Here is a 12,109-nt window from a genome sequence, read left to right as displayed (position 1 = left end):
GTAAACCTGAGGGAGCGGGCTCATCGCTCACCTTGGTTAAGTGGTAAAACTGTGGGAGCGGGCTTGCCCGCGAAGAGGCCGGTACAGGCTTACCTGGCATCAGGCCAGAACGCCGCCCAGGGCACTGACCATTTGCGCCAACTGTGGTGCCTCTCCCCTCACTCGCACTGCCAACCCTTCGATTTCCCGCCGCGGTGGATATTGCTTGCGCAACTGGTCGAACGCCGCCCGCTGCTCGTCCACATTGTCACTCAGGCTGCGACGGAAATCGGCATCGTCACGCCGAGGGTCGTACACCGCCCGGCACAGCGCCGCCAGGGCCCAGGCAGGTTCCGCAGTGCCATCGAACTCGATTTGCGCCAGCGGCGGCGCTGGCAACAGGTCGGCCAGTTGCACCTTTTCGGCCTCCCCCAGGAAGCGGCACAAGGCCTGATAGGTCTGCGCCGTACCGCGCTGGCGGCCATCCAGGCTGTAGCCGGCGATATGCGGCGTGGCCAGGGTGCACAAGTCTGCCAGTTGCAGGTCGACCTGCGGCTCGCCTTCCCACACATCGAGCACCGCGTGCACGTCTTCGCGATCCAGCAGCAGCTCACGCAGTGCCACGTTGTCCACCACCGGCCCGCGGCTGGCGTTGATCAGCCAGGCACCCGGGCGCAGCTGCGCCAGTTGCGCTTCGCCCAGCAGGTGCCAGGTCGGATGCTCGCCGCCGCGTTGCAGCGGGGTGTGCAGGCTGATCACGTCGCACTGTTCAAGTATCGTCGTCAGGCTGACGAAGTCGCCGCCCTCGATGGCCTGGCGCAGTGGGTCGCAGACCAGCACCTTCCAGCCCAGGCCGTGCAGCACTCGCACCAGGCGGCCACCGACTTCGCCGGCGCCCACCACACCGTAGGTGCGTTGAGGCAGTGCGACGCCGTCCAGCTCTGCCAGGGTCAGCAGGCTGCCCAGCACATAGTCGACCACGCCACGAGCGTTGCAGCCCGGCGCGCTGCTCCAGTGGATACCCGCTTCGGCGAAGTAGCCCAGGTCCAGGTGGTCGGTGCCGATGGTGCAGGTGCCGACGAAGCGCACCTTGCTGCCTTCGAGCAGTTGCCGGTCGACCTTGGTCACCGAACGCACCAGCAGCACATCGGCGTCTTTGACGCTGGCGGCGTCGAGGCTGCGGCCGGGATAACGGCGGATCTCGCCGAAGCCTTCAAAGAAGGCATCGAGCAGCGGGATATTCTCGTCGGCAACTATCAGCATGGCGCTCTCCTGTCTGGGGAACGCAGTGTAGGCGCTACGCGAGGTGTGTTCCAGCGCGGTTCAGTCGGCTTTCTTGCGGATCCAGTACAGGTAGGTGCCGGCCTCTTCCTGCTGCTGCAGCAATTCGTGGCCGAGGAAATTGCAGAACTTGGGGATGTCACGACGGGTCGACGGGTCGGTGGCGATGACCTTGAGCAGGCCGCCGGCGGCCAGGTTACGCACGTGCTGGTGCAGCATCATCACCGGTTCCGGGCAGTTCAGGCCGGTGGCGTCGAGGATGGCATCGGGGGTGAAATCAGTCATGGGGGGCTCCGCAAATGATCGCTATTGTGGCCCATCGCGCAGCAAGGACCAATAGCCATTCATGAGTGCCATATCTGTGCCCCCTGGCTCTGCTTTGGCTTTTGCTTTGGCTTTTGCTTTGGCTTTTGCTTTGGCTTTTGCTTTTGCTTTTGCTTTTGCTTCTAAGCGCGCGATAGTTCAGGCGCCGCAAAGTGCGACTTCAGGAGGCCGAACGCAGGCGTCTGGAGGGCCAGGGTGCGCAGCACCCCTTCGGCGCAGCCGAAGGCGCGAGATGTAGACTTGCGCAGCAAGTCGTAGGCCGCGCGGGCCCGGAGGGCGCCGGAGTGAGGGGACCCCGGAGCGCAGCGCAGGGGCCGGATGATGGGAGCCAGCGTTTTTTGGTTACTTTTTGTCGCGTTTGACAAAAAGTGACCCGCCGTAAGGGCGGAAAGGTGACTGTGCGTCGCCATCGCAAATGAATGTACTTGAAACTGTCAAAACCATCGCAGTCGAGCTTTTGGCTTTTGGCTTTTGGCTTTTGGCTTTTGGCTTTTGGAAGTGGGCTTTTGGAAGTGGGCTTTCAAATCAGGTCTACATGCAGTCGCCAGGGTGGCGCTGAATCACCTTTTCGCCTTTACGGCGACCTACTTTTTGACTGGGCAAAAAGTAGGCAAAAAACCCCGCTCCCATCATCCGGCCCCTGCGCTGCGCTCCGGGGTCCCCTCACTCCGGCGCCCTCCGGGCCCGCGCGGCCTACGACTTGCTGCGCAAGTCTACATCTCGCGCCTTCGGCTACGCCGAAGGGGTGCTGCGCACCCTGGCCCTCCAGACGCCTGCGTTCGGCCTCCTGAAGTCGCACTCTGCGTCGCCTGAACTATCGCGCGCTTAGAAGCAAAAGCAAAAGCAGAGCAAGAGCAAGAGCAAGAGCAAGCGAATTTCAGCGCGGCTTGATGTCCAGCCTTCGCAGATGGCATGTCACTTCCTCACGGTCGTGATACAGCTGCTTGCAGGCAATCGACACCCTGACCTTGCGCGCCTTGAACGTTGCTTCCATGCGGTCCAGCAAGCGGCGCACCTCGGCATAGCGCTGCTTCATCGGCAACTTCAAGTTGACCACCGCCTCACGGCACAACCCCTCACCCAGCCACGTTTCGATCAAAGAAGTGGTACGCGCCGGCTTCTCGACGATATCGCAAACCATCCAGTCAACCGGCTGCTTCGGCTGCCAGGTGAACCCATCGGCCATCAGGTGTTGCACCAGCCCGGTATCCATCAGGCTTTCGGCCATCGGCCCATTGTCGATGGCAGTAACCAGCATGCCACGGCGTACCAGCTGATACGTCCAGCCACCCGGCGAAGCCCCCAGATCTACCCCGGTCATGTCGTCGCCCAGGCGCTGCTCCCACTGCTCACGCGGAATGAACTGGTGCCAGGCCTCCTCCAGCTTGAGCGTCGAACGGCTGGGTGCCTCACGCGGGAACTTCAGGCGCGGAATGCCCATCGGCCACAACGCGCTGTTGTTCGCCTCCGCCACACCGACGAATACCCGACGGCCACTGATGAAAGTCAGCAACAGGCGCGGCAGGCTCGGGTTTTCGACCAGGCGGCCGGCTTTTTCCAGAGCCTTGCGCAGCGGCACTTCGAACTTGCGGCAGAAGGTCGACAACTCCTTGCCGTCGTTGCTGTCCAGCACTTCCAGCCACAGGCTGCCGAACCCTCTCCCCAGCTCTGCCAGATGCGCCAGCAGCACGCTGATACGATCGGTCTCTGGCAGCTCGATATACGTGCCACGGGCCCACTGGCGCGGGAAGATCAGTTGCGCGAAGCGCAGCTGGGCCATCAGGCGTTCGGCCCCTTCGGCCTCAGCACAGACGAACTCGGCACAAGCACTCTGCGGCTTGCCCTTGGCATAACCGGCCACACCCAGCTGGGCGGCATGTTCGCTGATCTCGGCGCAGACCTCACCCTCGAAACCGGGCCGGCAATGCATGAACAGGGTATTCATCTCTCACTCCACTACGGCTGGCGCGCCACGGGCGCCGGCAGGGCGGCGATGATAAAGGAAGTTCGGAACCTGCGACATGCCCCGCCGGTCCAGAAAAGAGTCAGGGGCACCAAACGGAGCTAACCTGACCATTCAGCCAGGTCCGTGCCGTGCGGACCGAAACAGCGCGGTGGCACCGGCCTCAACCAGCAATGCCGGGCCCCGCCGCACAAGGAGTTGGCAATGCCCTCGCTCGATAGCCTGAACACCCTCAAGACCCTCCAGGTGGCTGACCGCACCTATCATTATTACAGCCTTGCCGAAGCCGGCCAGCAGCTTGGCGACCTGCAGCGCCTGCCCATGTCGCTCAAGGTACTGCTGGAAAACCTGCTGCGCTGGGAAGACGGTGAGACCGTCGGTACCGATGACCTGCGTGCCCTCGCCAGCTGGCTGCAGGAGCGCCGCTCCGACCGTGAGATTCAGTACCGCCCGGCGCGCGTATTGATGCAGGATTTCACCGGCGTGCCAGCAGTGGTCGACCTGGCGGCAATGCGCGCTGCCATGGCCAAGGCCGGCGGCGACCCGCAGCGAATCAACCCACTGTCGCCGGTGGACCTGGTGATCGACCACTCAGTGATGGTCGACCGTTACGCCACGCCGCAGGCCTTCACCCAGAACGTCGACATCGAGATGCAGCGCAATGGCGAGCGTTACGCGTTCTTGCGCTGGGGCCAGAGCGCATTCGACAACTTCCGCGTGGTGCCGCCGGGCACTGGCATCTGCCACCAGGTCAACCTGGAGTACCTCGGGCGCACGGTATGGACCCGCGAAGCCGACGGCCGCACCTACGCCTTCCCCGACACTCTGGTTGGCACCGACTCGCACACCACCATGATCAACGGCCTCGGCGTGCTCGGTTGGGGCGTGGGTGGCATCGAGGCAGAAGCGGCCATGCTCGGCCAGCCGGTGTCGATGCTGATCCCGGAAGTGATCGGCTTCAAGCTCACCGGCAAGCTGCGCGAAGGCATCACCGCCACCGACCTGGTGCTGACCGTCACGCAAATGCTGCGCAAGAAAGGCGTCGTGGGCAAATTCGTCGAATTCTACGGCGATGGCCTGGCCGACCTGCCGTTGGCCGACCGTGCAACCATCGCCAACATGGCACCGGAGTATGGCGCCACCTGTGGCTTCTTCCCGGTCGACGAGGTCACCCTCGAGTACCTGCGCCTGTCCGGCCGCCCAAGTGAAGCGGTGCAATTGGTCGAACAGTACTGCAAGGCCCAAGGGCTGTGGCGCCTACCGGGTCAGGAACCATTGTTCAGCGACACCCTCGCGCTGGACATGGCCGAGGTCGAAGCCAGCCTGGCCGGGCCCAAGCGGCCCCAGGACAGAGTTGCGCTGGGCCAGGTCAGCCAGGCGTTCAACCACTTCATCGAACAGCAGCCCAAGGTGCTGGCCAAGGAAGTCGGCCGTCTGGAAAGCGAAGGCGGTGGCGGCGTGGCGGTGGGCAATGCCGACCAAGCTGGCGAGATCGACTACAGCCACGGCGGCCAGACACATACCTTGCGCCATGGCGCCGTGGTGATCGCCGCAATCACCTCCTGCACCAACACGTCCAACCCCAGCGTGATGATGGCGGCCGGCCTGGTGGCGAAGAAGGCCCTGGAAAAAGGCCTGCAGCGCAAGCCGTGGGTCAAGAGCTCGCTGGCACCCGGCTCCAAGGTGGTTACCGACTACTACAATGCCGCCGGGCTTACCCCCTACCTCGACCAGCTCGGCTTCGACCTCGTCGGCTACGGCTGCACCACCTGCATCGGCAACTCCGGCCCGCTGGATGAAGCCGTTGAAAAAGCCATCAGCAACGCCGACCTCACCGTCGCTTCGGTGCTTTCGGGCAACCGCAACTTCGAAGGCCGGGTGCACCCGCTGGTCAAGACCAACTGGCTGGCCTCGCCACCGCTGGTGGTGGCCTACGCTCTGGCCGGCAGCGTGCGCGTGGACCTGACCAAAGATGCACTGGGCACTGGCAAGGACGGCCAACCGGTGTACCTGCGCGACATCTGGCCCACCCAGCAGGAGATTGCCGAAGCCGTCGCCAAAGTCGACACGGCCATGTTCCACAAGGAATACGCCGAGGTCTTCGCCGGCGATGCGCAATGGCAGGCCATCGAGGTACCGCAGGCGGCAACCTACGTTTGGCAAGACGATTCCACCTACATTCAGCACCCACCGTTCTTCGATGACATTGGCGGGCCGCTGCCCGAGATCAAGGATATTCAGGGGGCGCGCATCCTCGCCCTGCTTGGCGACTCGGTGACCACCGACCACATTTCGCCGGCCGGCAACATTAAGGCCGACAGCCCGGCCGGGCGTTACTTGCGCAGCAAGGGCGTGGAACCACGGGATTTCAACTCTTACGGTTCACGGCGCGGCAACCACGAGGTGATGATGCGCGGCACCTTCGCCAATATCCGCATCCGCAACGAGATGCTGGGCGGCGAGGAAGGCGGTAATACGCTTTACGTGCCCACGGGCGAAAAGCTGTCAATCTATGACGCCGCCATGCGCTATCAGGCCGAAGGCACGCCGTTGGTGGTGGTCGCCGGCCAGGAATATGGCACCGGCTCCAGCCGCGACTGGGCGGCCAAAGGCACCAACCTGCTGGGGGTCAAGGCGGTGCTGGCAGAAAGTTTCGAACGCATCCACCGCTCCAATCTGGTGGGCATGGGCGTGCTGCCGCTGCAGTTCAAGGCCGGGCAGGATCGCAAGCAACTGGGGCTGACCGGCAAGGAGCAGATCGACCTGCTGGGGCTCGGTGGCGCGCAGATCAAACCGGGCATGAACCTGACCCTGCGCATCATCCGCGAGGATGGGCAACAGCAGCAGATCGAGGTGCTGTGCCGGATCGATACGCTCAACGAAGTGGAATACTTCAAGTCGGGCGGGATTCTGCACTATGTGCTGCGGCAGATGATTCGCAACTGACCGGCTCAGTACGTTCTGCGCCTTTTGCATCGAGCGCCGCGCCTGCGGCGCTCGATGCGCATTACCACAAGAAAAGTCTGCCATTTGCCAGTAGCACTTTAGTGGCCGGTCAGTCATCATTGGCCCTAACTGTCACCAAACGGTCATAAACGTGGGCAAACAGGCAGCCTTCTACGCACTGAAGCTCGATTGCCATTACTGCATCTGCAGTGATGGCCAATTGCCCCAGATCAAGTAAGTTAAATATCCATTCAATAAAACCAGTGGCTTGCCGATATCTGTCGAAAGCCTTGCGGACGATTCAGCTCATGCGTAACAACCAGCCGATTACCCAGAGGGAACGGACTTTCCCTGCCCAACAACGGTTGATCTCCACCACCAATGCCAAGGGTGTGATCACCTACTGCAACGATGCATTCGTCGAGATCAGCGGCTTCACCCGCGAAGAGCTGAATGGCGCCCCCCACAACCTGGTCCGCCACCCCGACGTGCCGACTGCTGTGTTCGCCCACATGTGGCAAACCCTCAAGCAAGGCTTGCCGTGGATGGGCATCGTCAAGAACCGTTGCAAATCCGGCGACCATTACTGGGTGAATGCCTACGTCACACCGATTTTCGAGAACAACCAGGTCGTCGGTTTCGAGTCGGTGCGGGTCAAGCCTACCGCCGAGCAGATCCGCCGCGCCGAGGCCCTGTACCAGCGCATCAACGGCGGCAAGACCGCCATCCCACGCCGTGATCGCTGGTTACCGGTGCTGCAGGACTGGCTGCCGTTCATCCTGGTCAGCCAGGTCGGTTTCCTGATTGGCAACTGGCTCGGCCACTCCTGGGGCTTCGCGCTGGCCGCCGGCCTGTCGGTCCCGCTCGGCCTGCTCGGCCTGAGCTGGCAGCAACGTGGCCTGAAACGCCTGCTGCGCCTGGCCGAACAGACCACCTCCGACCCGCTGATCGCGCAAATGTACACCGACAGCCGTGGCGTGCAGGCACGCCTGGAGATGGCCATGCTCAGCCAGGACGCGCGCATGAAGACCTGCCTGACTCGCCTGCAGGACAGCGCCGAGCACCTCAGCGACCAGGCGCGCCAGTCCGATGCCTTGGCGCACAAGAGTTCCTCTGGCCTGGAGCGGCAACGCGTGGAGACCGAACAAGTCGCTGCCGCCGTCAACCAGATGGCTGCCACCACTCAGGAAGTAGCCAACCACGTGCAACGCACCGCTGATGCAACCCAGGAAGCCAACCGCCTGACCAGCCAGGGCCGGCAGATCGCCGGTGAGACCCGCGATGCCATCGAGCGCCTGTCCACAGCCGTGGGCGAAACCGGCCAGACAGTGACCCAGCTGGCCAAGGACAGTGACGAAATCGGTGGTGTGGTCGATGTGATCAAGGGCATCGCCGACCAGACCAACCTGCTGGCGCTCAACGCTGCCATCGAAGCAGCGCGTGCCGGTGAGATGGGCCGTGGTTTTGCCGTGGTCGCCGACGAGGTACGCCAGCTGGCTCAACGCACCGCCGAATCGACCGGGCAGATCCACGGCCTGATCGCCAAACTGCAACAGACGGCCAACAATGCCGTGCTGACCATGGAAACCGGCCACCGGCAGGCCCAGGAAGGCGTGGACCGCGTGATGCAAGCCGATCAGGCGCTGGTCGGAATCAGCGAGGCAGTGGCCAACATCACCGACATGGCGACCCAGATTGCCGCTGCTACCGAAGAACAGACTGCGGTGGCCGACGAGATCAGCCGCAATATCAGCACCATCGCCGAACTGGCCGACCAGACGGCCGAGCAGGCTCAACATTCGGCGCTGCTCAGCGAAGAGTTGACCACCACTGCCGGCAGCCAGTATTCGCTGGTGGAGCGGTTCAACCGCTAAGCCCCGTGCCTACGCGGTATTGTAGGAACGGCCTTGCGTCGCGACAGGGCTGCAAAGCAGCCCCCTACAATTTGTGCCTTGCAGCTGCAATTGAGGGGCCGCTTTGCGGCCCTTTCCGACTGGTCCGGCGCCCCGGTAAGGCCGCTCCTACACAGCGCTGTGCGCAGGTGCCTTACCAGTCCAGCGCCAGCTGGCTCTCGAAGTAGCGTTCCTCGCCGGTCAACGGATCGGCAAAGCGCAAGCTCTGCGCCAGCAGCTTCAACGGCCGCTGATAGTCGTCCTCTTCCTGGAGCAATTGCGGGTAGAACGGGTCGTTGCAGATCCCCGCCCCCAACGCCGCCATGTGCACACGCAACTGATGCGTCTTCCCCGTTACTGGCGACAGTCCGTAGCGCCACAACTCGCCATTCTTCTCCAGCACTTCGGCAAGCGTCTCGCTATTGGCCTCCCCTGCTACTTCATGCATGCGAAAGAACGGTTCGCCATGCACCAGGCGGCTTTTGTGCACCAAGGGGAATGCATGCTGCGGCATGGCGGCAGCGATGGCTTGATAGCGCTTGTCGATACGCCGCTCCGGGAACAACCGCTGATACGCGCTGCGCGTCTGTGGATTGGCGGAAAACAGCACTAGACCGGCCGTGTGCCGGTCGATGCGGTGCAACGGTACCAGATGAGGGTTGCCCAGGCGCCGGATCAGGCGGCGCAACAAGGTTTGCTCGACGTAGTCTCCAGTGGGTGTCACCGGCAGAAAGTGCGGTTTGTCGGCCACCACCAGATGCTCATCCACATGCAGGATGGTTTCCTGCACCGGAATTGGCCGCTCGTTGGGCACCTCGCGAAAGTAATGCAGGCGCATTCCGCGACGGTACGGCAAGTCAGCGGCAATCGCCCTGCCCTCGGCATCGAGCACCCGGCCGCGGGCGAAGCGGTCGAGCCACTGCGCGCGCTCAATGGCCTTGAAATGGTCGCACAGGCAGTCGAGCACCGTGGCCCAGTTGCCAGGCGGCAGGCAGACCGTGCTGGCTTGCTGGTGGGCAGGGTCGAAAGGCGTGGTCATGGCAAGGCTCGAACATTCAAAGCCGCACATTATCGCTCAAGCCTCGCGCCTCAACCAGCCTCGACCCGCCCTTCGCTATGCGCCTTCAACCAGCGCAGCACCTGCACGGCCTCCCAACGCCCGGGGTCATAAAGTGCGTAGACCAGCCCCTGATAACCCACCACATCCAGCCCCCGGTGGTAGCCGGCGCGCTGAAACAAGGCCTCGATCTCTGCAAAACAGGTATTGAAATGCACCTTGCCGAATGGCGTGCGGTCATCGGTGACCAGGCCCTCGAGGCGCAATTCCAATACGGCGTCGTACACCCGCTCCACCGGCATACGGTTGACGCTGTACTTGAGTTGCTCGACGTTGAGCATGGGTTTACCTCGATACTGTATTTATATACAGCATACGGAGAGGGGCACGGCGCCGTCAATCAAACTCAACGTCACTGCAAGCCAGGCAGATAGCCCGTACCCTTGCGAATGGTCAGCACCTCACGGCGCGGTGCGGCCACCGATACCGAAAGGTGAATCCAGCTGTCGAACTCCAGAATCAACTGGTCGAACGCCACGGCACTCTCGCTCACCCGCCGAACCACTTCACGGCTGTCTATATCGACAACCGTGAAATCCGCAGCCAGGCCGCTCGTGTGCTGGCTGTTGCGCGCCCCGCCAATGTGCGAATTCAGCGCCAAGCTACGGTATCCGCTGCTGATGATGATGGGACTGGCAAACAGCGCCCGCACTTCCTCGAGCGCTTGGCACAGCAGGCGTAGATTACTCATCACCGCAAGTGAAGGGGTGTTGTCCAACCCTTCTCTCGCGGCTGCTTGCGAAGAGATCATTTCTGTCAGGGTAAAGTGTGGCGTGATGTACATGGCAGGCTTCTCGATGACAATGCAATGGAACCGATGACGCTTCACCGGCTCATCATCATCACCTGCACCGCCCGGGGCATGCAGGAGGGTGAGGCTTCCCTCTACCCGTCACTGGGCAAGAAACGCCACCACCTGTTCGGCATCGAATGGCCAATGCAGCTCGGCCGAAGTATCACCACGTCGCAGCACAGGAATGATCAACCCGTAGCGCTCGAACAGCGCCTCATCATCGGCAATGTCGACCAGTTCGATCAGCAAGCCATGCTCGACAAAGGGCATGAGCACGGCTTCGGCCACTTCGCACAAATGGCACCCAACGGTGCCGAAGAGTTGGCATTCAGGCAGCATGGGACAAGGCTCGATTTGGCTGTGGGAAGAAGCCTATTCTAGGTCCGTCCTGCCCCCTGTGCACCTGACCTCGCTCAATCCTGGCTGGTGGCACCGATACGATGGAGCGACAGGTCTGCGCCCTGGAATTCCTGCTCATGGCTCAAACGCAGGCCGTGCAACTGGCGAATCAGGCCGTAAACGGCAAATCCACCGACCAATGCGACCAGCACCCCCGCCAGGCTGCCCAGCAGCTGGCTGATCAGGCTTACACCGCCCATCCCCCCCAGGGCCGCCTGGCCAAACACGCCGCAGGCAATACCTCCCCACAGGCCGCACAAACCGTGCAGAGGCCAGACCCCGAGCACATCGTCGATCTTCCAGCGGTTCTGCGCGGCAGTGAAACTCCAGACGAACAGGACCCCCGCCACCAGGCCGGTGGCCAGCGCACCAATGGGGTGCATGAGGTCAGAACCGGCACAGATCGCCACCAAGCCGGCCAGCGGCCCGTTGTGCAGGAAGCCCGGGTCGTTGCGCCCGGCCAGCAAGGCCGCCAGGGTGCCCCCGACCATGGCCATCAGCGAATTGATCGCCACCAGACCGCTGACCCCCTGCAGTGTCTGGGCGCTCATCACGTTGAAGCCGAACCAGCCGATGATCAGGATCCACGAGCCCAGCGCCAGGAACGGAATGCTCGACGGCGCGAATGCCACCAGGCGGCCGTCGCGATAACGCCCGCGCCGTGGACCCAGCAGCAGCACTGCCGCCAGCGCCAGCCAGCCGCCCATGGCATGCACCACCACGGAGCCTGCAAAATCATGGAACGGCGCACCGAAGCGGGCCTGCAGCCAGGCCTGCAGGCCAAAATTGCCATTCCACACCACGCCCTCGAAGAATGGATAGATGAACGCCACGATCAGCGCCGTGGCGCACAGCTGCGGCGCGAACCGCGCACGCTCGGCAATCCCCCCCGAAATGATCGCGGGAATCGCCGCCGCGAAAGTCAGCAGGAAGAAGCATTTGACCAGCGCATAGCCATGGTCGGCAGCCAGTTGCGCCGCAGGTTGCAGGAAGTTCACGCCATAGGCGATCCAGTAGCCGATGAAGAAGTACACCAGCGCCGAGATGGCGAAATCGCTGAGAATCTTCGACAGCGCGTTGACCTGATTCTTGTGGCGCACGGTGCCCACTTCGAGAAAGGCGAAGCCGGCGTGCATGGCAAGCACCAGAATGGCGCCCATGAGGATGAACAGGGTGTTGGAGCCGTGGACCAGGGAGTCCATTGCGCTGTGCATGTTTTCCATTGAAGTGGCAGACCTGCAATAAAAAGCACCAGGACAGTTCAAGAACCTGCATCCCTGCACCGAATCGGTGCCAGCTTTAGCCCTGTTTTGCCGAAGCGGGCGTAGCCTGCGTGGTTTTTTCTTGGGTTTGTCGTGGATTGGGTTAAGGTTTATCGGTATCCGCCAGGGTCGACGCCCTGGTTCGACGCACCG

The 12,109-nt window shown here is 62.6% G+C and carries 10 protein-coding genes; 2 read left to right on the top strand and 8 right to left on the bottom strand.

All coding sequences use genetic code 11. From position 1 onward, the window contains the following. Window positions 1-99 precede the first annotated feature (99 nt). From pdxB to rlmM, 3 genes are all read right to left on the bottom strand, one after another. On the bottom strand, window positions 100-1,242 hold the full coding sequence (gene pdxB / locus BUQ73_RS06590) for a 4-phosphoerythronate dehydrogenase PdxB (protein ID WP_079227134.1): 1,143 nt from the start codon (window positions 1,240-1,242) through the stop codon (window positions 100-102). Window positions 1,243-1,302: 60 nt separating this feature from the next. Next, the gene (tusA, locus tag BUQ73_RS06585) at window positions 1,303-1,545 is read right to left on the bottom strand and encodes a sulfurtransferase TusA (protein ID WP_027919534.1); all 243 of its coding nucleotides are present in this window, start codon (window positions 1,543-1,545) and stop codon (window positions 1,303-1,305) included. A gap of 916 nt (window positions 1,546-2,461) precedes the next feature. Next, window positions 2,462-3,529, bottom strand: coding sequence for a 23S rRNA (cytidine(2498)-2'-O)-methyltransferase RlmM (rlmM, locus tag BUQ73_RS06580; RefSeq protein WP_079227133.1), 1,068 nt, complete (start codon window positions 3,527-3,529; stop codon window positions 2,462-2,464). A gap of 222 nt (window positions 3,530-3,751) precedes the next feature. Here rlmM and acnA point away from each other — a divergent pair, with 222 nt between their 5' ends. Further along, a complete protein-coding gene (gene acnA, locus BUQ73_RS06575) occupies window positions 3,752-6,493 on the top strand; it encodes an aconitate hydratase AcnA (protein WP_079227132.1) in 2,742 nt (913 codons plus the stop codon). Between the two features lie 308 nt (window positions 6,494-6,801). Continuing rightward, entirely contained in the window at window positions 6,802-8,367 is a 1,566-nt protein-coding gene (locus BUQ73_RS06570) for a methyl-accepting chemotaxis protein (RefSeq protein ID WP_079227131.1), read from the top strand. Window positions 8,368-8,539: 172 nt separating this feature from the next. Here BUQ73_RS06570 and BUQ73_RS06565 read toward each other — a convergent pair whose 3' ends face one another. From BUQ73_RS06565 to BUQ73_RS06545, 5 genes are all read right to left on the bottom strand, one after another. Beyond that, window positions 8,540-9,424, bottom strand: coding sequence for a pseudouridine synthase (locus BUQ73_RS06565; protein ID WP_079230495.1), 885 nt, complete (start codon window positions 9,422-9,424; stop codon window positions 8,540-8,542). A 50-nt stretch (window positions 9,425-9,474) separates the two neighbouring features. Then, complete coding sequence (locus BUQ73_RS06560) at window positions 9,475-9,783, bottom strand: hypothetical protein (RefSeq protein ID WP_027919431.1); 309 nt, start codon at window positions 9,781-9,783, stop codon at window positions 9,475-9,477. Between the two features lie 71 nt (window positions 9,784-9,854). After that, a complete protein-coding gene (locus BUQ73_RS06555; protein WP_079227130.1) occupies window positions 9,855-10,286 on the bottom strand; it encodes a D-Ala-D-Ala carboxypeptidase family metallohydrolase in 432 nt (143 codons plus the stop codon). 108 nt (window positions 10,287-10,394) lie between these two features. Then, on the bottom strand, window positions 10,395-10,634 hold the full coding sequence (locus tag BUQ73_RS06550; protein WP_079227129.1) for a glutaredoxin family protein: 240 nt from the start codon (window positions 10,632-10,634) through the stop codon (window positions 10,395-10,397). Between the two features lie 74 nt (window positions 10,635-10,708). Beyond that, on the bottom strand, window positions 10,709-11,917 hold the full coding sequence (locus tag BUQ73_RS06545; protein ID WP_079227128.1) for an ammonium transporter: 1,209 nt from the start codon (window positions 11,915-11,917) through the stop codon (window positions 10,709-10,711). Between the last annotated feature and the right edge of the window lie 192 nt (window positions 11,918-12,109).

This window comes from Pseudomonas putida (genome assembly GCF_002025705.1).
Classification (GTDB): Bacteria; Pseudomonadota; Gammaproteobacteria; order Pseudomonadales; family Pseudomonadaceae; genus Aquipseudomonas; species Aquipseudomonas putida_J.
This window is presented reverse-complemented; position numbering and strand designations above follow the sequence as displayed.

Excerpts from the sequence above, each read along its gene's own strand:
- BUQ73_RS06545 (WP_079227128.1), bottom strand. The coding sequence starts at position 11,917 with ATGGAAAACATGCACAGCGCAATGGACTCCCTGGTCCACGGCTCCAAC.
- pdxB (WP_079227134.1), bottom strand. The coding sequence starts at position 1,242 with ATGCTGATAGTTGCCGACGAGAATATCCCGCTGCTCGATGCCTTCTTT.
- BUQ73_RS06555 (WP_079227130.1), bottom strand. The coding sequence starts at position 10,286 with ATGTACATCACGCCACACTTTACCCTGACAGAAATGATCTCTTCGCAA.
- acnA (WP_079227132.1), top strand. The coding sequence starts at position 3,752 with ATGCCCTCGCTCGATAGCCTGAACACCCTCAAGACCCTCCAGGTGGCT.
- BUQ73_RS06570 (WP_079227131.1), top strand. The coding sequence starts at position 6,802 with ATGCGTAACAACCAGCCGATTACCCAGAGGGAACGGACTTTCCCTGCC.
- BUQ73_RS06565 (WP_079230495.1), bottom strand. The coding sequence starts at position 9,424 with ATGACCACGCCTTTCGACCCTGCCCACCAGCAAGCCAGCACGGTCTGC.
- rlmM (WP_079227133.1), bottom strand. The coding sequence starts at position 3,529 with ATGAATACCCTGTTCATGCATTGCCGGCCCGGTTTCGAGGGTGAGGTC.
- BUQ73_RS06560 (WP_027919431.1), bottom strand. The coding sequence starts at position 9,783 with ATGCTCAACGTCGAGCAACTCAAGTACAGCGTCAACCGTATGCCGGTG.
- tusA (WP_027919534.1), bottom strand. The coding sequence starts at position 1,545 with ATGACTGATTTCACCCCCGATGCCATCCTCGACGCCACCGGCCTGAAC.
- BUQ73_RS06550 (WP_079227129.1), bottom strand. The coding sequence starts at position 10,634 with ATGCTGCCTGAATGCCAACTCTTCGGCACCGTTGGGTGCCATTTGTGC.